The sequence below is a fragment of the Massilia solisilvae genome (genome assembly GCF_024753215.1).
Lineage (GTDB): Bacteria > Pseudomonadota > Gammaproteobacteria > Burkholderiales > Burkholderiaceae_D > Telluria > Telluria solisilvae.
The window spans coordinates 1,180,865-1,203,716 of record NZ_JANUGV010000001.1; the positions used below are offsets into that span (position 1 = coordinate 1,180,865).

The 22,852-nt window shown below is 69.0% G+C and carries 17 protein-coding genes and 1 tRNA gene; 9 read left to right on the forward strand and 9 right to left on the reverse strand.

Annotation, left to right across the window (positions count from 1 at the left end):
* Nucleotides 1-6 precede the first annotated feature (6 nt).
* From NX773_RS05325 to NX773_RS05360, 8 genes are all read right to left on the reverse strand, one after another.
* Complete coding sequence (locus NX773_RS05325; RefSeq protein WP_258855290.1) at nt 7-1,122, reverse strand: PEGA domain-containing protein; 1,116 nt, start codon at nt 1,120-1,122, stop codon at nt 7-9.
* Nucleotides 1,123-1,194: 72 nt separating this feature from the next.
* On the reverse strand, nt 1,195-2,598 hold the full coding sequence (gene dbpA / locus NX773_RS05330; RefSeq protein WP_258855291.1) for an ATP-dependent RNA helicase DbpA: 1,404 nt from the start codon (nt 2,596-2,598) through the stop codon (nt 1,195-1,197).
* A gap of 4 nt (nt 2,599-2,602) precedes the next feature.
* Nucleotides 2,603-2,833, reverse strand: coding sequence for a hypothetical protein (locus tag NX773_RS05335; RefSeq protein ID WP_258855292.1), 231 nt, complete (start codon nt 2,831-2,833; stop codon nt 2,603-2,605).
* A gap of 60 nt (nt 2,834-2,893) precedes the next feature.
* Nucleotides 2,894-2,970 (reverse strand) — tRNA-Met (locus NX773_RS05340).
* 59 nt (nt 2,971-3,029) lie between these two features.
* The gene (locus tag NX773_RS05345) at nt 3,030-4,196 is read right to left on the reverse strand and encodes a 50S ribosomal protein L11 methyltransferase (protein WP_258855293.1); all 1,167 of its coding nucleotides are present in this window, start codon (nt 4,194-4,196) and stop codon (nt 3,030-3,032) included.
* A complete protein-coding gene (locus NX773_RS05350) occupies nt 4,196-4,408 on the reverse strand; it encodes a hypothetical protein (RefSeq protein ID WP_258855294.1) in 213 nt (70 codons plus the stop codon). Before NX773_RS05350 ends, NX773_RS05345 begins: the two co-directional genes overlap by 1 nt.
* Before the next feature lie 38 nt (nt 4,409-4,446).
* Nucleotides 4,447-8,205, reverse strand: coding sequence for an AAA family ATPase (locus tag NX773_RS05355; protein WP_258855295.1), 3,759 nt, complete (start codon nt 8,203-8,205; stop codon nt 4,447-4,449).
* On the reverse strand, nt 8,202-9,446 hold the full coding sequence (locus tag NX773_RS05360; protein ID WP_258855296.1) for an exonuclease SbcCD subunit D C-terminal domain-containing protein: 1,245 nt from the start codon (nt 9,444-9,446) through the stop codon (nt 8,202-8,204). The genes NX773_RS05355 and NX773_RS05360 overlap by 4 nt, the downstream gene beginning before the upstream one ends.
* Nucleotides 9,447-9,559: 113 nt before the next feature.
* On the opposite strand from NX773_RS05360, the gene NX773_RS05365 reads away from it, so the two are divergent.
* From NX773_RS05365 to clpB, 7 genes are all read left to right on the forward strand, one after another.
* The gene (locus NX773_RS05365) at nt 9,560-10,804 is read left to right on the forward strand and encodes a winged helix-turn-helix domain-containing protein (protein WP_258855297.1); all 1,245 of its coding nucleotides are present in this window, start codon (nt 9,560-9,562) and stop codon (nt 10,802-10,804) included.
* Nucleotides 10,801-11,775, forward strand: coding sequence for a DUF2804 family protein (locus NX773_RS05370; RefSeq protein ID WP_258855298.1), 975 nt, complete (start codon nt 10,801-10,803; stop codon nt 11,773-11,775). Before NX773_RS05365 ends, NX773_RS05370 begins: the two co-directional genes overlap by 4 nt.
* Before the next feature lie 267 nt (nt 11,776-12,042).
* Nucleotides 12,043-12,645, forward strand: coding sequence for a hemerythrin domain-containing protein (locus NX773_RS05375; protein WP_370662218.1), 603 nt, complete (start codon nt 12,043-12,045; stop codon nt 12,643-12,645).
* A 95-nt stretch (nt 12,646-12,740) separates the two neighbouring features.
* A complete protein-coding gene (locus NX773_RS05380) occupies nt 12,741-15,296 on the forward strand; it encodes a DUF349 domain-containing protein (RefSeq protein ID WP_258855300.1) in 2,556 nt (851 codons plus the stop codon).
* Complete coding sequence (gene moaE / locus NX773_RS05385; protein ID WP_258855301.1) at nt 15,293-15,751, forward strand: molybdopterin synthase catalytic subunit MoaE; 459 nt, start codon at nt 15,293-15,295, stop codon at nt 15,749-15,751. The genes NX773_RS05380 and moaE overlap by 4 nt, the downstream gene beginning before the upstream one ends.
* Entirely contained in the window at nt 15,736-16,122 is a 387-nt protein-coding gene (gene crcB / locus NX773_RS05390) for a fluoride efflux transporter CrcB (RefSeq protein ID WP_258855302.1), read from the forward strand. The genes moaE and crcB overlap by 16 nt, the downstream gene beginning before the upstream one ends.
* 211 nt (nt 16,123-16,333) lie before the next feature.
* Nucleotides 16,334-18,934: an ATP-dependent chaperone ClpB gene (clpB, locus tag NX773_RS05395; protein WP_258855303.1), complete on the forward strand. Its 2,601-nt coding sequence runs from the start codon at nt 16,334-16,336 to the stop codon at nt 18,932-18,934.
* A 103-nt stretch (nt 18,935-19,037) separates the two neighbouring features.
* Here clpB and NX773_RS05400 read toward each other — a convergent pair whose 3' ends face one another.
* On the reverse strand, nt 19,038-19,628 hold the full coding sequence (locus NX773_RS05400) for a PEP-CTERM sorting domain-containing protein (RefSeq protein ID WP_258855304.1): 591 nt from the start codon (nt 19,626-19,628) through the stop codon (nt 19,038-19,040).
* Nucleotides 19,629-19,862: 234 nt separating this feature from the next.
* On the opposite strand from NX773_RS05400, the gene NX773_RS05405 reads away from it, so the two are divergent.
* Nucleotides 19,863-21,068 (forward strand): MFS transporter, encoded by a 1,206-nt coding sequence (locus NX773_RS05405; protein WP_258855305.1) that lies wholly within the window; start codon nt 19,863-19,865, stop codon nt 21,066-21,068.
* Between the two features lie 385 nt (nt 21,069-21,453).
* Nucleotides 21,454-22,752, forward strand: coding sequence for an isocitrate lyase (gene aceA / locus NX773_RS05410; protein WP_258855306.1), 1,299 nt, complete (start codon nt 21,454-21,456; stop codon nt 22,750-22,752).
* The last annotated feature ends 100 nt before the right edge of the window (nt 22,753-22,852 follow it).

The following is a 22,852-nucleotide window of genomic DNA, read 5'->3' on the forward strand; positions in this document are numbered from 1 at the left end:
TACACCTCAACGTGACCGTTGGCCAAAATCGACGTCGATGCGGCCGTTGCGGTTGTGTTCCGCATCGATGCGCAGGACGCGGTCGCGATAGTTCGGGTTCACCACGCGCACGGTGTGCTGCCCCGGCGCCAGCCGCAGGTGCTTGAGCGGCGGGCTGATGCCACGTTCGGCGCCGTCCACGTACACGGTTCCCCACGGCTTGACCATCAGCTTGTAGGTGACGGAGGGAGCTTGCTGCGCGTCGCGCGCAGGCGCTGCCGATGGCGCAACGGGGCGGGCAGGGGAGCTGGCGGCGGGTTCCGGTTCGATGGAGCGCGTTGCCGCGGCAGAGTGCGGGCCCATCGCGGCGGCATCGCGCGCGGCTGTTGCGATGGCCGGCGTGGCCGGCGCGACCGGCGCGGCGGGAGCGGGCAGCGCCGGCGCCGCGTTGGGGCTGGCGTTGTGCGACGCTGGCACCGTCTCGGGCAAGGTCAGCGCGACGTTGTCGCCGCCGTCCGCGTCGCGCAGCAGCATCCACAGCGCCGAGGCTGCGGCCAGCAGCACCACGGCCGCCAGGCAGATCAGCATCCAGCGCTGCCATTTGTCGGGGCCGAAAATGCTCGTCGTGCGGGTGGTTTCGACCGGCGCAAAGACTGGCTCGGGCGTGGCATGCGGTATGACGGCCCCCAGCGCGACGATGCCGAGCAGGTTGCGCAGTTCGGCGATCGACTGCGGCCGCTCGCCCGGGTCGGGCGCGATGCACTTGTTGACCGCGCCGACCAGCGATTCGCTGAAGCCGTCCAGCGCCTGGGTACGCAGCGGCGTCAGTGGCTGCGGCTCCCAGGTGATGGCGTAGTGGACCACGGCGCCGAGCGCCTGCACGTCGGCCGCTTCGCCCGGCTCGGCCGTGGCGCCGTCGGCCGGCAGCAGGACCGGGTCGCCGTGCGCGTCAAAACCGATCGTGTCGGGCGAGATGGGCGCGTGCGGCTGCCTGAGCGCGTGGTGGCGTTCGAGCGCCTGCAGGATGTTGCGGAAGATCTTGCGGCACCAGACTTCGTTCACCTGCTCCGGCTGCTGCGACACCACCTGGCGCACCGTGCGTGCAAGCGTGGGAGATCGGATTGTGCTTGGACTGGTCATCATGCAAACCTCATTTGTTGCAAATAATGCCAGATTCCAGGCGGGCGTGTCGGTGGCCCGCTCAACCGTGCGCGCCTAGGCCTCGATGAAACGCATCCGGAAGTAGCGCCCCTTGAACGCCCCGTACTCGGGCCCGAGCGGGCTGCCGGCAGCAAGGCGCTCGAACGCGTGCGCCGCGGCCGGGCGCGCCAGCGCCACGTAGCTGGCGAACTGGGTGATGTCGATCTTGCCGACCTGTTCGCGGGTCAGGCCCGCCTCGCCGGTCAGCGCGCCCAGCAGGTCGGCGGGGCGCAGCTTGTCCTTCTTGCCGCCGGCAATGCATAGCGTGACCATCGGGGCTGGCCCGGGCGGGGCGGCGTCAGGCGGGGAGGGCAGCGGGTGCCACTGCGCGGGGCTGCCCTGCAGTTCCTCCACGCGCGCCACCCACTTCTTGTCGCCCGGCGTGCACACCGATACCGCCAGGCCTTCGCTGCCGGCGCGTCCGGTGCGGCCGACGCGGTGCACGTACACTTCCGCGTCCTTGGGCATGCCGGCGTTGATCACCAGGTCCAGGTCCGCGATGTCCAGGCCGCGCGCTGCCACGTCGGTGGCCACCAGCACCTGGCAGCTGCGGTGCGCGAACAGCAGCAGCGTCTCGTCGCGCTCGCGCTGTTCCAGCTCGCCGAACAGGGCGCGCGCCGAAAAACCTTGCGCGCGCAGCGCTGCCGCCAGCTCTTCGCAATGTGCCTTGGTATTGCAGAAGACGATGGCGGAAGTGGGGCGCAGGCTTGCCAGCAGCGTCGCCACGGCGGCGTCGCGCGCATCGACATCGACTTCGTAAAAGCGCTGTTCGATGCGCGCCGCCTGCTGGCCGCCTTCCACCGCCACTTCGAGCGGATCGCGCAGCAGCGCCGCGGTGGCGGCGCGAATGTCGTCGGGGTAGGTCGCCGAATACAGCAGGGTCTGGCGCCAGGCGGGGCAGTCGCCCGCGATCGCCGCGATGTCCTCGTAAAAGCCCATGTCCGTCATGCGGTCCGCTTCGTCGAGCACCAGCGTGTTCACGCGCTTGAGATCCAGCGTGCGCTTGCCCAGGTGGTCGCGGATGCGCCCCGGGGTGCCGACCACGATGTGCGCGCCATGCTCGAGCGAGGCTACCTGCGGGCGGAACGCCACGCCGCCGGTCAGCGTCAGGATCTTGACGTTGCCCACGCCGCGCGCCAGCCGGCGCAACTCGCCCGCGACCTGGTCGGCCAGTTCGCGCGTCGGGCACAGCACCAGGCCCTGCACCGAGAACAGCGCCGGGTTCAGCCGGTGCAGCATGCCGATGCCAAACGAAGCCGTCTTGCCGCTGCCGGTGTGCGCCTGCACGATCAGGTCGCGCCCGGCCAGCGCGTGCGGCAGGCTGGCGGCCTGCACCGGCGTCATCGCGTGGTAGCCGAGATTGTTCAGGTTCGAGAGGAAGCGCGCCGCCAGCGGCAGCGTGGAGAAGGAAGTGGACATGCGGTCAGGCTGGTGCCCAGACCGGCAGGCCGGTCAGGTCGAGGTTGTCGTCGCGCTTCCACACCGGCAGGCCGGTGGCGTCGGTCTCTTCGAGCAGCTGGAGCTGCTCTTGCTTGAGTATGACGCGGCGCGGGCGGGTGCCGGGCTTTTTGGGTTCAACGGGTTGCGGCGGCAGCGCGAAGGCGTCTTCGAAGCCAGGCAGGTCGAATGTTGCGTTGTCTTTCTTGTCTCTCATCGGGCCGCGCTGCCACACAAAACAAAAGCCCGGCTGCGAGGGACAGTCGGGCCCAGTATTTGGTTGCGGGGACAGGATTTGAACCTGTGACCTTCGGGTTATGAGCCCGACGAGCTGCCAGACTGCTCCACCCCGCGTCTGATGCCCAAATTGTATCGCGTATGCGGCCCCGGCGCAAATCGGGAGTGTGCGTTGGTCATACCGCCGTGTTGCGTTTCGCGCGCAGCCGCCACAGCGACGTCACTTCGCGCGAGCGCGCCGCGTGCAGCGGATCGTCGGGGTCGCTGGCCTTGCCGTGCACCGGGCGCGTGTCCAGCCGCGCGATCACTTCCAGTCCGGCGCCATCGATCCAGCCGAGCAGCTGCTCGCGCGAGCGCAGGCCCAGGTGCTCGGCCAGGTCCGACAGGATCAGCCAGCCTTCGCCGTGCTCGAGCAAATGCGCTGCCAGGCCGCCGAGATACGTGCGCAGCATGCGGCTGTCCGGGTCGTAGATCGCGTATTCGATGGACGAACTGGGTTTGCCCGGCAACCACGGCGGATTGCACACGACGAGCGGCGCGCGCCCTTCCGGGAACAGGTCGGCCTTGATCAGTTCAACCTGCGCTCCAACGCCCAGCCGTTCGATGTTCTCGCGCGCGCAGCCGAGCGCCCGCTCGTCCATGTCGGTGGCCAGCACCCGCTCGATGCCGCGCTTTGCCAGCAGGGCCGCCAGCACGCCGGTGCCGGTGCCGATGTCGAAAGCCAGCTGCGCGCCCGCCGGCAGCGGCGCCTGCGCCACCAGGTCCACATACTCGCCGCGCACCGGCGAAAACACGCCGTACCACGGGTGGATGCGCGCGCCCAGCGCGGGCATGAAGACGCCCTTGCGCCGCCACTCGTGCGCGCCGATCAGGCCAAGCAGCTCGCGCAGCGAGATCACGAGGCGTTCGCCGCTGGCCGGGCCATACGCCTCGGCACAGGCGTCGCGCACGTCGGGCGCGCGGCGCAGCAGGATTGCGTAGTCGCCTTCGAGCGGGATGAGCAGCATCGCCAGCAGGCGCGCGCGCTGCAGCTGGGTCAGGCGGTGGCGGTGGAACAGTTCGGCAGGGCTGGCGGCCGGCTTGGCGGCCTTGGCACGCTTGCCGCGCGCGCCCTTGTGCTCGATGCGGCGCACCAGTGCCTGCAGCAGCTGGCGCGCGTTCTGGAAGTCGCCGCGCCACAACAGGCCCGTGCCCTCCAGCGCAAGCCGGTAGGCCACGTCGGCCGGCATGGTGTCGTCGGCCGGCACCACCTTTTTCGGCGCGGGCCAGCCACTTTCGGAGTGCCACAGGGCCGAGCGGTCTTCGCCCCCCTCAGGCCAGTGGATGCGCGCGGGTTCGCTCATCAATGGTGATGGTGCCAGTCGATGCCGCCGGACTCGAGGAAGGACTTGACCGCGTCCGGGTTGCCGGTGGCGTGCAGCCTGACCTCGCCGCAGTCGCACACGCCCAGGTAGGGCTGGATGTGCGAGCAGGCCGACACTTTCTGCAGTTGGACCTTGACCGGCTTGGCGCACTTGGCGCACTTGAAGGTCAAAAAGCGTGCTGGTTTGGTCATGATGGATGAATGCGGAAAAGGGCGCATTGTAGCATCGGCTACTGCACCGAGACGGCGCTTGCGCCGCCGCCGGCCGGGCGCACCACGATCCTGGCAGCGATCCGCTCGGTCATCTCCTGCACGTGCGAGATCACCCCCACCTTGCGGCCCTGCGCCTGCAGCGCGTCGAGCGCATCCATCGCCACCCCGAGCGTGTCGCTGTCCAGGCTCCCGAAGCCCTCGTCGATGAACAGCGATTCGACCCGCACGCGGTTGGACGAGAGCGAGGCCAGCCCCAGCGCCAGGGCCAGCGACACCAGGAAGGTCTCGCCGCCGGAGAGCGAATTGACCGGGCGGACCTCGCCGCCCATGTCCTGGTCGCGCACCATCAGCGCGAGCGAGGGGCCGCCCGTGTTGACCACCCGCTCGAGCCGGTAGCGGCGCGCCAGTTGCGCCAGGTGATGGTTGGCGTAACCGAGCAGCACGTCCAGCGTGAACTGCTGCGCATAATTGCGGAACTTCTTCCCGTCGCTCGATCCGATGAGCTCCGACAGTTTGGCCCACTTCTGCTCCTCGGCCTGCTGGCGTTCGATCTCGGCCAGCAGGGCCTGGCCCTGCGCGCGCCGTTCGTCGTCCTGCGCGGCCTGCATGCGCAGTGCCGTGGCGCGTTCGAGCAGGGCTCCGCGTTCGAGGTTGACCACCGCCAGCGCCGCTTCCACGTCGTCGGCGCTGGCCGGCGCATCGGGCAGCGCGCTGCCGGCGTGCAGTTCGCGCTGAGCGCGGCGCTCGGCAAGCACGGTGGCGGCGCTTGCGGCCTGCGCGTCCAGTTCGGCCAGCGCGGCGCGTTCCCGGGCCACATCATCCTGCGTGGTGTCCAGCAGGGCGGCAAGGGCGGCGCTGTCGGCGACCGGTTCCAGGTCCGCGTGCTGCAGGGCATAGTCGTCGAGCCATGCGGACAGCTGCGCCGCGGCGGCGCCGGATGCGGCATGCAATGCCGTGTGGCGTTCGCCGCACTGGATCACGCCGGCACGGGCGGCGGCTTCGCGCTGGGCGGCCTGGGCGCTTGCCGCTTGCCGTTCCACGAGCGTGGCGCGGGCCTGGCCAACGGCCTGGGCAAGCGCTTGTTCGACTTGCCGCACCGGCTTGCCCTCGAAGAGTGAAGCGCGCTCGCCCAGCTTGGCCTTGACCTGCGCGTCGGCGCGCTGGAACTGGGCCGCGGCCTCGCTGGCCAGCCGCGCTGCCTGCCCCGCATTGGCGGCAGCGGCGGCAAGCTCGACCTCCAGCGTGGCGATCTCGCTGTTGCTGCGGGTGAGCTGGTGCGACTGTTCGCTCCACGCCCCTGCCTCGGCGGCACGGCGCGCGCGGTAGGCGTTCGGGTCCTGGCGCCATCGGGCTTGCCAGCCGTCGCTGTCGGCCTGCGACAGCGGCTGCTCCAGTTCGCGCAGGGTCGCGGCGAGGGCGCTTGCGGCTGCGTCACGCTTTGCGGCAAGCGTGTCCAGCTCGGACTTCAGGCGCGCCGCTTGCGCTTGCGCCGCATGGGCCGCTTCCAGTAGCCGGGCATGCGCGGCGCGCGCCTTGTCGCACCCTTGCTGGGCGTTGTCGCGCGCAGTGCGCGCACGCTGTGCCGCTTGTTCCTGCCCGTCCAGCTGCGCAGCCTGTTCCCGCAGTGCCTGCTGTTGTGCGGCCAGCCAGCCGCTGCGCTCGTCTTCGCCCGGCGCGGCGTGTGCATGCGGGTGTGCGTTCCACGCCCGCGACAGTTCGTCCAGGGTCGGGGCAAGGGCGCCGCGCTCGGCGTCCAGCGCGGTCAAGCGCTCGCGTGCGCCCGCTGCCGCGGTGCGCTGCGCCGCCTGTGCGGCCAGGTTGTCCTGTGCCGCAGCCCGGCAGCGCACCACCTCGGCGCGCAGGCCGTCGAGCACGGCCTGCAAGCGTTCGTCCTGATGATGGTAGGGGTGCTCCAGCGCGCCGCAAACGGGGCAGGCCGCGCCGTCCGCGAGCTGGGCGCGCAGGCTGGCAACGCTGTCGGCACAGGCCAGCTCGGCGCCGGCGAGGGCGCGTTCGGCCTGTTCGGCGGCGCCGCCCAGCGCCTTCGCTTGTGCCGCCGCCGTGGCCAGCGCAATTTCGGCCTGTTGGCGCGCACACTCGGCAGCGGTGCGTTGCTCGTCCAGCTGTGCCATGCGCTTGCGCGTGGATGACAGTGCCGACCAGGTCTTCTCGAGCGCGGCAAGCTGCTCGCGCCGCGCGTCCAGCGCCTGGCGCGCCTGGCGCAGGGCCTCGTCATCGAAGCCGGCCAGCGTGTCGCTTGCGTGCCGCAGGGCCGATTCGTGCTCGCGCAGCGCGCTTGCCGCCTGCTCGAGCGCCGCCGCCGCTTGCTGCCCGGTTTGGGAGTTCACCTCGGCGTTGCGCGCGGCCGTGGCAAGGGCCGCCGCGGCATCGGCGTCGGCTTGCGCCGCGTTGGCCGCCTGTGCCAGCAGGTTGTCCCAGCGTTCCCATTGCGTGGCCAGCACTTCGTGGTGCGCATGCGCGGCAAGCCATGCGGCACTCGCCTGCTGTGCGGCGAGCGTCGCTGCATGTGCGGCCTGCTTGGTTTGCATGGCCTGCGCCGCGTCGGCAGCGCCCAGTCGGGCCGCCTGCATCGCCTTGCGCGCATGGTCAAGGGCCGGGGTCAGGGCGGCGATGGCGGCGTCCAGCGCCTTGGCCGCGTCCAGCGCGGGGGCGGCATCGCGTTGTGCGGCTTCGGCCACCGCCAGCGCTTGCGCGGCTGCCGCCAGCTGGTGCGCGGCCTGCGCCTGTGCGGCAACGGCGCTGTCCAACTCGCGGCCGGCTTGTTCGGTAGCAGCGTGGACCTGTGTCTGCTCGCGTTCCAGCCGCTGGGTTTCGGCCAGCAGTGCGCGCGCCGGCTGCAGCGCTTCCAGTGTGGCCAGGTGGCGCCGGCGCCCGGCCGCGGCGTCCACCTGTGTGCGCGCCTGGGCCAGCGCATCCTGCGCCGCCGCTTCGTTGCGGGTGAGCTTGGCCAGTTCGTCGTGCCAGCGCCTTTGCTGTTCGAGCAAGGCGCGGCGCGCATCGACAGTCTGCAGCTCAAGCTCGGCCTGTGCGCGTTCGGCGTCCAGCGTGGCGCGCGCCTCGGCCGACAGCGGCACCTGGCGCGACAGCTGCTGGGTGAGCACGCGCAGCGCCTCCTGCTCGCGCTTGCAGCGCTCGAAGGCACGCTTCGATATGTCGCTGTACACGGCGCTGCCGGTGAGAGTTTCGAGCAGTTCGCCGCGCTCGTTTTCGTCGGTGCGCAGGAAGGCGGAGAATTCGTTCTGCGCCAGCAGCACGGCGCGCGTGAACTGCTCGAACGACAGGCCGATGCGCTGCACGATCTCGCCCGCCACCTCGGACTTGGTGCCGCCCACCGGCGCCAGTTCGGGCAGGCGGTGCAGCGTCATCGCGGCGGCCTGCAGCGGCCCGCCCGGCTTGTTGCGCGAGCGGCGCACGCTCCAGCGCGCGCGGTAGCGCAGGCCGTCGTTGCCCACGAAGTCCACTTCCGCAAAGCCCTCGCCCGCGCCACGCCGCAGCAGGTTGCGCGGATCCACGGTGGACACCGGTTCGCCGTTCACGTCCGGCAGCGCGCTGGCCCCGCGCGCGCTTTTCGGCAGGCGCGGGGTGGTGCCGTACAGCGCCAGGCACAGCGCGTCGAGCAGGGTGCTCTTGCCCGCGCCGGTCGGGCCGCTGATGGCGAACAGGCCGCTGGACGCAAGCGGCTCGGCCTCGAAATCGACGCAGAAGTCGCCCGCGAGCGAGGCCAGGTTGCGGCCGCCGATGCGCAGGATCTTCATGCCGCCTCCGTGGCGCCGGCCAGCATCAGCTCGGTGAACGCGGCCAGCTGCCCGGCCGGCGCCTCTTCGCCGTAGCGCTGCCGGTACAGGCGGCGGAAGATGTCGTCCGGCTTGAGCTGGGCCAGCTGGTCGAGCGTCATCGCATCATCCAGCGGCGCGGCGGTGGCCACCTTGCGCGTCGGTTCGATCTTGGCAAGGCGCACCGGCTTGCCGGCGATGGCCGCCTCGATTTGCGCGCGCAGGCCGGGCTCCGGGCCGTCGAGCAGCACGCGCACCTCAAGATAGGGCTGGGCGTGGGCGGGCAGCTCGGGCAGCTCGAGCGCTTCGAGCGCGGCCAGCACCTCGGCCAGCGGCGCCGGCGCCGGCGGCACGCGCAGCAGCTCCACCGCGCGCGGCACGCGGATCGGCGTGACCTCGCGCACCGCGCTGCCGTCAAGATCGATGCGCAGCACCTGGTGCTGGTAGTTCACCTCGGAGAACGAAAGCGGCAGCGGGCTGCCGCAGTAGCGCAGGTGTTCCTGCAGGCCCACGCGCTGGGCCAGGTGCAGGTGCCCGAGCGCCGCATACGCCACGCTTGCACCGAACATCGTGGCCGGCAAGGCCTCGGTGCCGCCGATGACGATGCGCCGCTCCGAGTCCAGCGATGACTGCCCGTCCACCATGTGGCAGTGGCCCATGGCGACGATCGCCTGGCCCCCGGCGCAGCGCGCGCGCGCCAGCTCGATCGCCTGGCGGTACAGGAGCGCCACGCCCTGCAGGTAAGGATCGCCCTCGCTCTCGCCCTCGACCCGCGGGACGTCGCCGGGCCGCAGGAAGGGGATGGCCAGGCACCATGCCTGCACCTGGCCGGCGCGGTTCGCGAGCGGCACCAGCAGCCGCGCCAGGTCGATTTCGCCGTCTTCGCCGCGCACCACGTGGCCGACCACGGTGGCGCCGTGCGCCTGCAGCAGCGGCGCGGGCGCCTCCAGCCGTCCCGGCGAATCGTGGTTGCCGGCGATGACCACCACCTGCAGCCACGGTGCGCGCTCGCGTGCCTGCTGCAGGAAACGGTACAGCTGCCGCTGCGACTGCGCCGACGGGTTGGCGTTGTCGAAGACGTCGCCCGCGACCAGCAGCACGTCGGCCTGTTCGGCCACGATGGTCTCGACCAGCCAGTCGAGGAAGCACTGGTGCTCGTAGCTCCGGTCGAAATTGTGCAGGGTCTGGCCGAGGTGCCAGTCGGACGTGTGCAGCAGGCGCATGGGAATCGAAGGGAAGGGAAGCCGGCGCTACTATAGCTCAGCCATCGGGCCGCTGCCGAGAAAATGTCGGGGGCCCTTGACCAGCGTTGACGAATCGTTATTACAATGCTGGCATGAGCGAACTGACCCTTTCCCCGGGCGCCGCGCGCGCCCTTCATCTTCATGCACAGGGCATGCTGCAGCCGCGCCGGCGCCGCGCCACCAAGGCCGATGTGCTGGACGCGATACGGCGCATGGGAATGCTTCAGATCGACACCATCCACGTGGTCGCGCGCAGCCCGTATTTCGTGCTGTGGAGCCGGCTGGGCGATTACCGGCCCGAGTGGCTGGACGAGCTGCTGGAAGAGGGCAGCCTGTTCGAATACTGGGCGCACGAGGCGTGCTTCCTGCCGATCGAGGATTACGGCCTGTACCGCCACCGCATGCTCGACCCCGGCGCCATGGGCTGGAAGTACTCCGAAACCTGGATGCGCGAGCGCGCCGCCGAGGTGGCCAGGGTGATGGACCACATCCGCGCGAACGGCCCGGCGCGATCGAGCGATTTCGAGCGCACCGACGGCAAGGCCGGCGGCTGGTGGGAATGGAAGCCCGAGAAACGCTCGCTCGAGGTGCTGTTCACATCCGGGAAGCTGATGATCGCGCGGCGCCACAACTTCCAGCGCATCTACGATCTGGCCGAGCGCGTGCACCCGTCGTGGGACGACAGCCGGGCGCCGGCGCTGCCCGAGGTGCGGCGCCAGTTCGTCCTGCGGGCTGTGCGTGCCCTGGGCCTGGCGCGCGCGGCCTGGATTTCCGACTACCACCGCACGCGCCGCCCCCATCCTGACCCTGACCAACTGGTTGCGCGCGGCGAGCTGCTGCGCGCGCGCGTGGAGGGCTGGGACGACCCGGTGTATATCCACCCCGAGCACGAGCAGGCCGCGCGCCAGGCAGCGCAAGGCGCACTGGCGAGCACGCTGACCACCTTGCTGTCGCCGTTCGACCCGATCGTGTGGGACCGCCGCCGCGCGCTCGAGCTGTTCGGCTTCGATTACCGGCTCGAGTGCTACACGCCGGCCGAAAAGCGGCGCTACGGCTACTTCACGCTGCCTGTCCTGCGGCGCGGGGCGCTGGTCGGGCGGATCGACGCCAAGGCGCACCGCCGCCACGGCGCGTTCGAGCTCAAGTCGGTGATCCTGGAGCCGGGCACGCGCGTGAGCGAGCGCTTCGCGCGCGACATCGCGGCGGCGCTGCAGCGCTGCGCGCGCTGGCACGGTTGCGCCACGGTGGAAGTGACGCATGCCGAGCCGGCCGCGTTCGGGCGGCAGCTGGCGGCGGCGCTGGGCGCGTGCGCCACCGACGACAAGGTGGCCGCATGATGCTGCCGGCCGCGCCCCTGCACGCCGTCGGCGCCGACGGCCAGCCGCGCCTTGGGCGCTACGCGGGACTGGCCGAGTCGTTCGGCTGGGACGCGCTGGCCGAACCGTTCCGGCGCAGTGCGCCGTGGCGCCGGCTGCACCACAAGCGCTGGCATTTCGTCGGCATCGTGACCGACGAGGTGTACTGCGCCACTGCGGTGGTCCACGTGGGCTGGGGTTCGAGCGCGTTCGGTTACGTGTTCGAGCGCGCGACGGGGCGCGACCTCGCCTGCTTCTCGTCGGTCGGCTTGCCCGGCATGGGGGCGCGGGTCGGCGCCAACGCGCGCGCCCCCGGCAGCTACCGTTCGTTCTCGGAGCACATCGACATCCTGCCGGCGGGCAGCGGGGACTGGATGCTTGGCCTGTCTGCGCGTGGCCTGCGCATCGACGCGGCCTACGGCGGGGCAGCCGGACACCTGCTCGCCATCGGCCCGGCCGCGGGCGGATCGGTGCACGCGACGCAGAAGTCGGGCGCCATGACCGTGGCCGGCGTGGCCGTGGCGGGCGGCCGCCGTTTCGTGCTCGACGACGGGGTGGCGATCATGGACTATTCGAACGGCCTGCTGGGCCGCAGCACCGGGTGGCGCTGGCTGTCGGCGCACGGGCCGGACGTGGGCATCAATTTGCAGCAGGGCTATTTCGGCGGGGCCGAGAATGCATTGTGGCTGGACGGCCAGCTGTTACCGCTGGGCGAGGCCCGTTTCGACATGACGCCGCAAGGCCTGTGCGTGCGCACCGCCGACGGCCTGGTGGAGCTGCATTTCACGCCCGACGGGGAACGGCGCGACGACAAGCAACTGCTGGTGGCCAGCAGCCGGCTGCGGCAGCAGATCGGCGTGTTCGACGGCTGGGTGCGGGCGGCGCCGGACGCTGCGCCGCGTGCGGTGCGACGGCTGGCCGGCATGGTCGAGCAGCATCATGCCCGCTGGTAACTTTTCTTCCGCTGAAACGATTATGGCGGCGTGGCACATTGCAACGCCGGGCGCGGCAACAGGTTGACGCAGCGTGTAGGACCAAAGGCCAGTGGTTTGCGAAATATCAAACCTTTGCTGTCGGGGCTCTTTACACTACTAGTTCCTGCGGGCCGATGACAATAATAAAATTCCTCAAAGGCCTGTTCAAAACGACATTCCCGACCCGGTTGCTTGCCGTTCTCCCGGCAGGTGCCTGCGTTGGTGAGAATTCTGGGAGGAGACAAGATGTTAACTGCGACCTATACGCTGGTAGCACTGTCTGTGGAGCAAACCAGCGTTCGTACCAGCCTTCAATCGCTTCAGAAGTTGCTCCAATCCAATTTCCTCCAGCAAAGGGCGCTGACCCCGGGTCAGGTCGAGATGACTTGCGACGCCCTCAAGCGCCTGTACGAAAGTTGTCATTGGCGCAAGCTCGACAAGTTCCTGATCCCGGCGGTGCGGCGCGCCACCGGCGCGGCCGACAAGCTGATCGAGGAGCTCGACGCGCTCAGCCAGGCCGCGGCGGACGCCATGGCGGCGGCGCTGCGTGTGGTGGAGAGCGCCACGCTCGACAGCGAAGCCCAGGTGCGCCAGTTCTGCGCCGCGGTCGAGCAGTTCTGCGTCGCACTGCTGGCGCGCATCGAGCGCGAGGAACGCGAACTGTTCGAGCTGGCCGCCAGCGTCATTTCGGGCGAGGCCTGGTTCGCGATCGCCAACCAGATGCTGGCGCACGATGCTTACAGGCAAGAGAGCCGGGGTGGCGAGCGGTACCCGCGCCTGGCTCGCAACTACCGGCCGCGGCCCGAGCGTGTCCAGCGGCAAGGCCCGCCGATGTCCTTCGTGCACTGAGCCAGTGCGGGCGCGTTCCGCGCGCGGCAGCCCGGCCGCGCCAGGCCACCCATCGTTCTTTGTTATGATGGGGGTTTTGGAAGTGCGACTTCATCATGTTCGAGTTTCTCTTCAAGCGCCCGGGCGACAACAAGCCGGGCGATCCGCCGGCCGGGCAGGCGGCGCCGCCAGCACAACAGGCGGCCACGGCGGCAGGCTCGCAGCGCGAGCTGCAGGCCGACAAGCTGCGGCAGCTGGGCGGTAACGAAGCCGCCGCCGTCGAGTTCATCCTTCAGTGCGAATTCTCCGAACTGCGGCTCGCCGCCGCCGAGTTCGTCCATTCCCCCGAACAGCTCGAGCGCGTCCACAGTGCGATGCGCAACACCGACCGGCGCGTGGCCAAGCTGGCGCAGTCGCGCCTGGATGCGATCCGCCACCACGCGTCCGAGCTGCGCCGCGCCCAGGCAGCCATCGAGCAGGCCCAGGCGCTGCTGCGCGACGAGCTGCTCACGCCGAACCACGTCGCTGAACTGGACCGCAAATGGTCGGTGATCGCCGCGCCCGAGCTGGCCGGCCAGTTCGATGCCGTGCGCGCCCAGCTGGGGCAGCGCCTGGAAGCGCAGGTGGCGTTGCAGCGCGCCATGATCGACCGCCTGGCGGAGCTGCGCGCGCTCGAGACGGCCGGCCTGACGGCCGACGAGATGCGCGCGCGGCTGGCGCAGATGGAGCAGGAGCAGCAGGGCGCGCTGGCCGCGCCGGAACACGCATCGCTGCCGCGCGCGCTGGCCGCGGAATTCGCCGCCGCGCATGCGCGCCTGGCATCCAACCTGGCCACGCTGGAAGAAGGACAGGCCGCGCTGGCCGCGCGCGACGCCCAGCTGGCCGAGTGGCTGGCGGCCTCGCGCGATTCGCTGCAGCCCGAGGCGCTGCGCAAGGCTTGGCAAAAGCTGGGGCAGCCGCCGCGCGGCCCGGTACAAGAAGCGCAGCAGCAGCGTTTCGACGAGCTGCTGGCAAGCCTGCCGCAACCGGAGCGCAAACCCAGGGAGCCGGCCAACCCGCCCGCCGCCAAAGCGCCGCCCAAGGGCGCCGACCAGCATTTCCTGGACACGCTGGACGCGATGGAAGCGGCGCTGCGTCAGGGCTCGCTCGGCACCGCGGCGGACCTGGACAAGGCACTCAAGGACAGCCGCGACAAGGGAATGCGCCTGACCGCCGCGCAGGCCGACCGGCTGGCCCACGCGCGCGCCGAGCTCAAACGCCTGTCGGACTGGGCGCGCTGGGGCGGCAACGTCTCGCGCGAGGAGCTGGTCAAGTCGGTCGAGACGCTCTCCACCCAGCAGCTGTCGATGAGCGACCTGGCCAAGAAGGTGGGCAGCATGCGCGAGCGCTGGAAGGCGCTCGACAGCATCTCCGGCCCCGCGCCCAAGAGCCTGTGGGAGCGCTTCGACGCCGCCTGCACCGCCGCCTACGCGCCGGCCGCCGCGCACTTCAAGCACCTGGCCGACGAGCGCCACGCCAATGCCGCGCGCGGCCAGGCGTTGCTGGACGAAGCGCGGGCCGAGGTCACGCGCCTGGAGCAGGGCACGGCCGAGTGGAAGCACGTGGCCGGCACCGTCCAGCGCCTGCGCACCGCGTGGAGCCACCTGGGCGCCATCGACCGCAAGGACAAGAAGCGCCTGGATCACGAATTCGCCGAGGTGCTGGGCGTGTTGCAAGGCCCGCTGGAAGACCAGCGCAAGGGCGAGGTGTCGCAGCGCGAAGAGCTGATCGACGAGGTGGCCGCGCTCGACCCGCACGACCGCCACGTGGTGGACGCGATGCGCGCGATCCAGCAGCGCTGGCAGGAGCACGCCCGCGCGCTGCCGCTCGAACGCAAGGACGAGCAGGCCCTGTGGCAGCGCTTTCGCGCCGCCTGCGACGCCGTGTTCGCGGCCCGCAAGGAGAGCGTGCATGCGCTGGACGCCGAGCGCCGCGCGCACGAATCGGTGAAGGAAGCGATCTGCGTGCGCCTGGAAGAGGCGGCGCCGCAGGCCACGCCTGCCACCGCGAGCAAGCTGCTGCGCGATGCCGCGGCCGAATGGCATGCGGCCGGCCCGGTCCCGCGCGCGCATGAGGCGCGACTGGAAAAGCGCTACCACGACGCCATCGCGCTGGTGCAGCACCATGCCGACAGCGCGCGCCGCGCCGCCGGTCTGGCCCAGGCCGGCGCCTTGCGCGAGCGCCTGCGCCTGATCCACGAGCTCGAGGCCGCCGTCGCCGACCCGGCGCTGGACGCCGCCGCCACCGACTGGCAGGCGCGCTGGGACCAGCTCCCGGCCGTCCCGGCAGACTACGACGCCGTGCTGCGCCAGCGTTTTGGCGACGCCCTCGCGGCCACCGCCGCGCCACAGGCCCAGGCCTACGCCCGCCTGCTCGAGCAGAACCGCGCCAAACTGTTGCATGAATTGCTCCGCCTTGAGATCATTGCAGGCGTTGACAGCGGTCCGGAGTTCGCGCGCGACCGGCTCAGGCTCCAGGTGGAAGTGCTGCAGTCCTCGCTCAAGTCGGGGCACAAGCCGGCCACCACGGCGGCCGAGCTGCGCCAACTGTGCGCGCTGCCGGCGCTGACCGACGCGCGGACCGCGTCGCGCATCGAGCACCTGCTCATGCGGCTGGCCAAGGAGGGTAAATGATCGAAGTACGGGTGCAGGCCGGGGATTTCGACCTCGGCGCCGAGGTGGCGCGCCTGCGCGCGGGTGACGCGCGCGCCGGCGCGGTGGTGACGTTCGTCGGCACGGTGCGCGACATGAACGACGGCGCGTCGGTCGCCAGCATGGAGCTCGAACACTACCCCGGCATGACCGAACGCGCGCTGGAAGACATCGTGGAACAGGCGCGCGCGCGCTGGCCGCTGCTGGGCGCGCTGGTCATCCACCGTGTCGGCCCCTTGCTCCCGCGCGACCAGATCGTGCTGGTCGCGGTCGCGTCCAGCCATCGCGGCGAGGCCTTCGCCGCCTGCGAATTCATCATCGATTACCTCAAGACCGACGCCCCGTTCTGGAAGAAGGAAGCCACGCCCGACGGCGCGCGCTGGGTGGACGCCCGCGTTTCGGACGACACCGCCAAGGCCAAATGGGCGGCCCGTTGAGCTGGCTCGCGGTGGGCGTGGGGGCGGCCATCGGCGCATGGCTGCGCTGGGGGCTGGCGCTGTGGCTGTCGGACCTGCACGCGCACGTGCAGGTGGGTACGCTCACGGCCAACCTGGCCGGCGGCTACCTGATCGGCATCGCTCTGGCGTTCTTTTCCTCGCACCCGGGCCTGTCGCCGGAGTGGCGGCTGTTCGCGATCACCGGTTTCCTGGGCGGGCTGACCACGTTTTCCAGCTTCTCGGGCGAAGCCATGATGCTGCTGCAGCGCGGCCAGTACGGCTGGGCGCTGGGCCACTCAGCCTTGCACCTGCTCGGCTCGATCGGGTTTTGCATCGCCGGCTACGCCACCTACCGCGCGGTTTCCCAGTAAACCGTCGTCCCGGCGCACGCCGGGACCCATGCTGAGCCGAGCGGGTCGCAAACTCAGCATGGACCCCGGCTTTCGCGGGACGACGGTGGTTCGCGCGCGCCTGAGGTCGCAGGCACCGGAGCGCCTGGCTCATCAAATGCCATCTTGAAAACCCGGCATCCCATCCCAACTTTGCTTCCTGGTTAAAGAACACTCACTAGGGAGTATTACCATGCGGCAAGATAAACTGACGACCAAGCTGCAAGAAGCGCTGGCGGACGCCCAGAGCCTGGCGGTCGGCAACGACAATCCTTACATCGAACCGGTGCACCTGCTGGTGGCGCTGCTGAACCAGGACGACGGCGCGGCGCGCTCGCTGCTGCAGCGCGCCGGCGTGAACGTGGGCGGCCTCACGAATGCCCTCAAGGGCGGGCTCGAGCGCCTGCCCAAGGTGTCCGGCACCGGCGGCGAGATCCAGGTCGGGCGCGAGCTGATGTCGCTGCTGAACCTGGCCGACCGCGAAGCGCAAAAGCGCGGCGACCAGTTCCTGTCTTCCGAAATGGTGCTGCTCGCCCTGACCGATGACAAGTCCGAGGCCGGGCGCCTGGCGCGCGAGCATGGGCTGGCGCGCAAGGCGCTCGAATCGGCAATTCAGGCCGTGCGCGGCGGCGAGTCCGTCAATTCGCAGGATGCCGAAGGCCAGCGCGAGGCGCTCAAGAAGTACACCCTCGACCTGACCGAGCGCGCCCGCATGGGCAAACTCGACCCCGTGATCGGCCGCGACGACGAGATCCGCCGCGCGATCCAGGTCCTGCAGCGCCGCACCAAGAACAACCCGGTGCTGATCGGCGAGCCGGGCGTGGGCAAGACCGCCATCGTGGAAGGGCTGGCCCAGCGCATCGTCAATGGCGAAGTGCCCGATTCGCTCAAGGGCAAGCGCGTGCTGTCGCTCGACCTGGCGGCCCTGCTGGCCGGCGCCAAGTACCGCGGCGAGTTCGAGGAACGCCTGAAGGCCGTGCTCAAGGAGCTGGCCCAGGACGAGGGCATGACCATCGTCTTCATCGACGAGATCCACACCATGGTCGGCGCCGGCAAGGCCGAGGGCGCCATGGACGCCGGCAACATGCTCAAGCCCGCGCTGGCGCGCGGCGAACTGCACTGCATCGGCGCGACCACGCTCGACGAGTACCGCAAGTACATCGAGAAGGACGCCGCGCTCGAGCGCCGCTTCCAGAAGATTATCGTGGACGAGCCGAGCGTGGAGGCGACCATCGCCATCCTGCGCGGCCTGCAGGAGAAATACGAGCTGCACCACAAGGTCGAGATCACCGACCCGGCCATCATCGCCGCGGCCGAGCTGTCGCACCGCTACATTACCGACCGCTTTTTGCCGGACAAGGCGATCGACCTGATCGACGAGGCAGCCTCGAAGATCAAGATCGAGATCGACTCCAAGCCGGAGGTGATGGACAAGCTCGAACGGCGCCTGATCCAGCTGAAGATCGAGCGCGAGGCGGTGCGCAAGGAGACCGACGAGGCCTCGATGCGCCGCATGGAGCTGCTCGACGAGGAAATCGCGCGCCTGGAACGCGAGTACAACGATTACGAGGAAGTGCTCAAGGCCGAGAAGGCGATGGTGCAGGGGACCACCCACATCAAGGAAGAGATCGAGCGCATCCGCCAGCAGATGGAGGAAGCCAAGCGCCAGAGCAACTGGCAGAAGGTCTCCGAGCTGCAGTACGGCCGCCTGCCGGAACTGGAGCGCCAGCTCAAGCAGGCCGAGGACACCACGGTCAAGACCGAGGAAGCGAACCCCAAGCTGCTGCGCACCCAGGTCGGCGCCGAGGAAATCGCCGAGGTGGTCTCGCGCGCGACCGGCATCCCGGTCTCGCGCATGATGCAGGGCGAGCGCGACAAGCTGCTGCACATCGAACAGAAGCTGCATGAGCGCGTGGTCGGCCAGGACGAGGCGATCACCGCGGTGGCCGATGCGATCCGGCGTTCGCGCGCGGGTCTGGCGGACCCGAACCGGCCGTATGGCTCGTTCATGTTCCTGGGGCCGACGGGCGTGGGCAAGACCGAGCTGTGCAAGGCGCTGGCCGCGTTCCTGTTCGATACCGAGGAAGCCCTGATCCGCATCGACATGAGCGAGTTCATGGAGAAGCACTCGGTGGCCCGCCTGATCGGCGCGCCGCCGGGCTATGTCGGCTACGAGGAAGGCGGCTACCTGACCGAGGCCGTGCGCAGGAAGCCGTACAGCGTGATCCTGCTGGACGAAATCGAGAAGGCGCACCCGGACGTGTTCAATGTGCTGCTGCAGGTGCTGGACGATGGCCGCATGACCGATGGCCAGGGCCGCACCGTGGACTTCAAGAACACGGTGATCGTGATGACCTCGAACCTGGGTTCGCACAAGATCCAGTCGATGGACAGCGACGACCCGGCGGTGGTCAAGCTGGCGGTAATGGCCGAGGTGCGCGGGCACTTCCGTCCGGAGTTCATCAACCGGATCGACGAGATCGTGGTGTTCCATGCGCTCGATGAGAAGAACATCGGCGCGATCGCCAAGATCCAGCTGGGGAACCTGGAACAGCGGCTCGAGAAGATGGACATGCGTCTGGACGTGTCGGAAGCGGCGCTGCAGAAGATCGCCGAAGCCGGCTTCGACCCGGTGTATGGCGCCCGTCCGCTCAAGCGCGCGATCCAGCAGCAGATCGAAAACCCGCTGTCCAAGGAGATCTTGTCCGGCCACTTCGGGCCGAAGGACACCATCCGCGTCGATACCCGCGGCGGCGAGCTGGTGTTCGACAAGGAGGTCGAGCTGGCCAAGTAAGCTGGCCGTGGAGGTGAAAACGCCCGACCCGCGCAAGCGGGCCGGGCGTTTTTTCGTCGCGTGGGCAGGTTTCCTGCCCACGCGTTCAGCCCAAGCCTGCCATTCACCCGCGCTTGCGCCGTGCAATCCCCATCAGCCCCAGCCCCCCGAGCAGGATGGCCGCGCTGACCGGCTCCGGCACGTCGGTCGGCGGCGTCTCCGCGGTCGGCACCCCCTGCGAAAACAGGCTGCCGACCTTCTTGGTCCCGTTGCCAACGAAGAAATTGACCTTCACGTTCGGCTCGTCCAGGTCCACCTTGGTGCCGGCGAACGAAAACTTGAAGACCATGTCGTCGGCCAGCGCCACGTGCGTGCCCGACCAGCAGGCTACCTTGGTGGGCTGGCTGGCGCCGCTGCATTGGTTCGCATTCAGTTCGTTCCCGTGCAGGCTCCAGCCGGCAGCCGCGCCCGGCGCGGACAGCATGGTGGCCGAGCTGAACGTCCCGATCGACGCGATGCCCAGCGCCCCGATCGTGGTGGCGCTGGCCCAGTCGCCGGTCGGGTGCGCCGCGTCGATCTCCAGCGTCAGCACGTTGCCGCTGGTGGTCGCGGTGAACGTCACGCCCTGAAAGGTCACGACGCCGGCATGGGCGGAGGTGAATCCTGCGGCCAGCAGGATGGGAAGAATGGCCCGGGTGATCGTCTTCGTCAGCATTTTTCGGTTCCTTTAGTGTTATTGTTGCAACCAAGATTGTCATTTTGAGTTGACATCGAAACACTACTCCAATTCACCTTTTTAAGTATTCCTGCTGGAAATCAATCGTGCGCACAACGCCAATAGTCTTTCCGTACGTCAAGCGCCGTGTGGGCTGAGTGCGTGGTCCCGCCGGCAGCAAGACGCAGTTTTGGCTACACTTGCCGTTCAAATAAAAACCCAGGGGAAACAAACATGGCAGAAGCAAGCTTGCGCGACGACGCTCGTGTCATCGGATTGGTCGGCATCGCGCACGGCGTGTCGCACTTTTTTCACCTTATCCTGGCCGGGCTGTTTCCGTGGATCAAGGCCGCGTTCGGGTTGAGCTATGCCGAGCTGGGCCTCTTGATGACGGTGTTCTTCGTCGTCTCGGGCATCGGCCAGGCGTTGTCCGGTTTCATTGTCGATCGGGTTGGGGCGCGCGCGGTGCTGTTTGCCGGGCTGGCGCTGCTGGGCGCTGCCGCGCTGGTGCTGGCGGGCGCGCCCAACTACGCCTTGCTGCTGGCCGGCTCGATGCTGGCCGGCTGCGGCAATGCGGTCTTCCATCCGGCCGACTACACCTTGCTCAACCAGCGCGTCTCCAAGCCGCGCCTGGCGCATGCGTTCTCGGTGCACGGCGTATCGGGCAACCTGGGCTGGGCAGCCGCGCCGGTGTTCCTTGCCGCGGTTGCCGCCTTGTCGAACTGGCGCGTCGCGCTGGTGGCCGCCGCGCTGATCCCGTTCGGGGTGCTGGCGCTGTTGCTGCTGAACCGAAGCGTGCTGCGCACCGTCGCCGCCCCGGCTCGGCCTGCGGCCCGGGAAGAGGACGGTTCCTTCGCTTTCCTGCGCCTGCCGCAAGTCTGGATGTGCTTTGGCTTCTTCTTCCTGACGGCGGTGGCGCTGGCCGGGATCCAGAGCTTTGCCTCGACCGCCCTGGTGGCCACTTACGGCATCTCGCTGGCCGCGGCCACGAGCGCCTACACTATCTATATGCTCGCGTCGGCGGGCGGCATGGTGCTGGGCGGCTTCTTTGCTGCCCGCGCCAGCAACCATGACCGCACCATCGCGTTCGCCTTTACGCTGGCAGCCGTGCTGGCGCTGCTGCTCGCGGCCGGCGTGGTGCCGGGGCCGCTGGTGGTGGTGCTGATGGGCCTGATCGGACTGGCGTCGGGCGTGGCCGGCCCCTCGCGCGACCTGTTGATCCGCAGCGCCGCGCCCAGGAACGCCACCGGCCGTGTGTTCGGCGTGGTCTATTCGGGGCTGGACAGCGGGCTCGCGCTTGGCCCCTTGCTGTTCGGTGCATTGATGGATGCCAGCCACCCGGCCTGGGTGTTCGTCGGCATTGCGCTGTTCCAGGCGCTGGCCATCGCCACTGCCGTCACGGTCGGCACCCGCCGCACTGCGTCCCTGCAAAACGCCTGAACCGCGGCCGCGGTTCGGCTTCCCCCGCGCGCCGCTCCGGCGCGCGTCCACTGCGCTGACGCGCTGCTTTCGTTGCCTGCAGTCAACTCGCTCGCTGCAGCAAAACTTACCATGGGTTGAACGGGCGATCGGGCTCGGCATTTCAGATCGCGGTTACCCGATTGCGCAATGCGAAAAATGGCGCCGAGAAATCGAAGCCGCATATTCCATTTTGAGAAATTTCGTTTCGCATCATGGAAGAGTTAAGCTAAGTGTAGGAATTTAAAGCGAAAAATTTTAGTTGTGTGTCTTATAGAAGACCTGTGCTGCTGCGCACAAGCCGGCCTATCATTGGTATCAACGGATTCGGTTTTCCAACTTCGCTTACCTCATTAGGAGAAACACCATGGCAACTCGTGAACAGCAAATCTCGGCACTGAAAAAGGATTGGGAAACCAACCCCCGCTGGAAAGGCGTTGAGCGCGCCTACACCGCCGAGGACGTCGTGCGCCTGCGTGGTTCGGTCCAGATCGACCACACCCTGGCCCGCCGCGGCGCCGAAAAACTGTGGGACCTGATCAACAATGAAGCCTACGTCAACGCCCTCGGCGCGCTGACCGGCAACCAGGCCATGCAGCAAGTCAAGGCCGGCCTGAAGGCCATCTACCTGTCCGGCTGGCAGGTCGCGGGCGACGCCAACCTGGCTGGCGAAATGTACCCGGACCAGTCGCTGTACCCGGCCAACTCGGTCCCGGCCGTGGTCCGTCGCATCAACAACACCTTCCAGCGCGCTGACCAGATCCAATGGTCCGAAGGCAAGGACGACATCGACTTCTTCGCCCCGATCGTGGCCGACGCAGAAGCCGGCTTTGGCGGCGTGCTCAACGCCTTCGAACTGATGAAGTCGATGATCGAAGCGGGCGCCGCCGGCGTGCACTTCGAAGACCAGCTCGCCTCGGTCAAGAAATGCGGCCACATGGGCGGCAAGGTGCTGGTCCCCAGCCGTGAAGCAGTCGAGAAGCTGACCGCCGCCCGCCTGGCAGCCGACGTGATGGGCGTGCCGACCATCCTGGTGGCCCGCACCGACGCGGAAGCGGCCGACCTGCTGACCTCCGACGTGGACCCCAACGACCAGCCGTTCTGCACTGGCGAGCGCACCGTGGAAGGCTTCTTCCGCGTGAAACCGGGCCTGGAGCAGGCGATCTCGCGCGGCCTGGCCTACGCTCCGTACGCCGACCTCGTGTGGTGCGAAACCGGCAAACCGGACCTGGCCTACGCCAAGGCTTTCGCCGACGCGATCCACGCCAAGTTCCCGGGCAAGATGCTGGCTTACAACTGCTCGCCGTCGTTCAACTGGAAGAAGAACCTGGATGACGCCACCATCGCCAAGTTCCAGAAAGAGCTGGGCGCCATGGGCTACAAGTTCCAGTTCATCACGCTGGCCGGTTTCCACGCGCTGAACTACAGCATGTTCAACCTGGCCCACGGCTACGCACGCCGCGGCATGTCGGCCTTCGTCGAGCTGCAGGAATCGGAATTCGCCGCTGCCGAGAAGGGCTTCACCGCCGTCAAGCACCAGCGCGAAGTCGGTACCGGCTACTTTGACGCCGTGACCCAGACCATCCAGCAGAACCAGAGCTCGACCACCGCACTGCACGGCTCCACCGAAGACGAGCAGTTCTTCGACGAGAAGAAGGTCGCCTAAACGTCTTTTGCAGGGTCTTCGCCGCAGCGGGTTGTCGTGCCCGCTGCGGCGTTTTTTCGTCCATGCTTGGGACGGCGTGGCGTTCTAAGCGATAATGCCG

Coding starts and splice junctions, on each gene's coding strand:
- NX773_RS05370 (WP_258855298.1), top strand. CDS start 10,801: ATGATGCTGCCGGCCGCGCCCCTGCACGCCGTCGGCGCCGACGGCCAG.
- aceA (WP_258855306.1), top strand. CDS start 21,454: ATGGCAACTCGTGAACAGCAAATCTCGGCACTGAAAAAGGATTGGGAA.
- NX773_RS05345 (WP_258855293.1), bottom strand. CDS start 4,196: ATGAGCGAACCCGCGCGCATCCACTGGCCTGAGGGGGGCGAAGACCGC.
- NX773_RS05355 (WP_258855295.1), bottom strand. CDS start 8,205: ATGAAGATCCTGCGCATCGGCGGCCGCAACCTGGCCTCGCTCGCGGGC.
- NX773_RS05405 (WP_258855305.1), top strand. CDS start 19,863: ATGGCAGAAGCAAGCTTGCGCGACGACGCTCGTGTCATCGGATTGGTC.
- NX773_RS05375 (WP_370662218.1), top strand. CDS start 12,043: ATGTTAACTGCGACCTATACGCTGGTAGCACTGTCTGTGGAGCAAACC.
- NX773_RS05360 (WP_258855296.1), bottom strand. CDS start 9,446: ATGCGCCTGCTGCACACGTCCGACTGGCACCTCGGCCAGACCCTGCAC.
- NX773_RS05380 (WP_258855300.1), top strand. CDS start 12,741: ATGTTCGAGTTTCTCTTCAAGCGCCCGGGCGACAACAAGCCGGGCGAT.
- dbpA (WP_258855291.1), bottom strand. CDS start 2,598: ATGTCCACTTCCTTCTCCACGCTGCCGCTGGCGGCGCGCTTCCTCTCG.
- NX773_RS05365 (WP_258855297.1), top strand. CDS start 9,560: ATGAGCGAACTGACCCTTTCCCCGGGCGCCGCGCGCGCCCTTCATCTT.
- moaE (WP_258855301.1), top strand. CDS start 15,293: ATGATCGAAGTACGGGTGCAGGCCGGGGATTTCGACCTCGGCGCCGAG.
- clpB (WP_258855303.1), top strand. CDS start 16,334: ATGCGGCAAGATAAACTGACGACCAAGCTGCAAGAAGCGCTGGCGGAC.
- NX773_RS05350 (WP_258855294.1), bottom strand. CDS start 4,408: ATGACCAAACCAGCACGCTTTTTGACCTTCAAGTGCGCCAAGTGCGCC.
- NX773_RS05335 (WP_258855292.1), bottom strand. CDS start 2,833: ATGAGAGACAAGAAAGACAACGCAACATTCGACCTGCCTGGCTTCGAA.
- crcB (WP_258855302.1), top strand. CDS start 15,736: ATGGGCGGCCCGTTGAGCTGGCTCGCGGTGGGCGTGGGGGCGGCCATC.
- NX773_RS05400 (WP_258855304.1), bottom strand. CDS start 19,628: ATGCTGACGAAGACGATCACCCGGGCCATTCTTCCCATCCTGCTGGCC.
- NX773_RS05325 (WP_258855290.1), bottom strand. CDS start 1,122: ATGATGACCAGTCCAAGCACAATCCGATCTCCCACGCTTGCACGCACG.